Here is an 843-nt window from a genome sequence, read left to right on the forward strand (position 1 = left end):
CGGTGGGTCTCGCCGTCGCGGCGGCCCTCACGGTCCGGCCGGGACCGCGGACGTGGTCCCCGAGGACGTCTGGACCGGCGTCATGGCCCGGCCGGGCGGTGCTCCCACCGTCGTCACCGCGCCCAAGGGCGGACCGTTCATCAAGGAGGAGATCGCGAGGAAGGACTTCGCCACCGCCGGTGTGCGGGAGGAGTTCACCGTCCCGACCGGAGGCGAGCGGGTCATGGTGACCCTGTCGTGCTACGGACCGCTGACCAAGGCCGCCATCTGGATCGACGGACGCCTCACGGCGGCGGGTCCCTGCGGGGGAGGGTCGGGCACGATACAGGCGCCCGCGTACGTGGTCCAGTGGACGGCGCCGCAGGACTTCACCGCCGCCGGGCACACCGTGTCCGGGGCCGTGCTGCAGACCGCGGGCGGAGAGCCGGAGGAACTGACCGGGACCGAGGACGTCGAGGAACTCCTGGCGGCGGGCGGGCGCTCCAGCCGCCAGTGGTGGATCGCCGTCCACCGGATGGGCGACCCCGAGTGCCGGAACGACGTCCGCCAGGTCGATCCGGACACCGGCGAGGTGGTCGTGCTCCGGTGCGGTGACGGGACCCGCACACCGGGAACCCCCTGAGACCGTTCCCCGTACCTCAGGCGGTGGCGGAGACCTCGGTCCTCCGTACGGCCTGCTCGTACCGCTCCAGCAGCACGGAGGCGACCTCCGGGGCCGCGCCCAGCACGTCCGCCACCGTCTCCGCCCCCGCGGCCAGGGTGGTCGCGCGGATCCGGTCGGCGAAGTGGCCGGGGGCCAGCAGGTAGGGGGCCACGACCACGCGGGGGGCCCGGCGGCCAGCA

The 843-nt window shown here is 74.6% G+C and carries 1 protein-coding gene and 1 pseudogene; one reads left to right on the forward strand and one right to left on the reverse strand.

The genetic code is table 11. The features are described 5' to 3' along the window. The coding region (locus tag ACWJ6R_RS37280) for a hypothetical protein (RefSeq protein ID WP_449066695.1) at positions 1-622 on the forward strand (622 nt) is incomplete at its 5' end. A 16-nt stretch (positions 623-638) separates the two neighbouring features. Here ACWJ6R_RS37280 and ACWJ6R_RS37285 read toward each other — a convergent pair. Continuing rightward, a pseudogene (locus tag ACWJ6R_RS37285) lies at positions 639-843 on the reverse strand (sirohydrochlorin chelatase); the annotation flags it as partial.

Source organism: Planomonospora algeriensis (assembly GCF_977012225.1).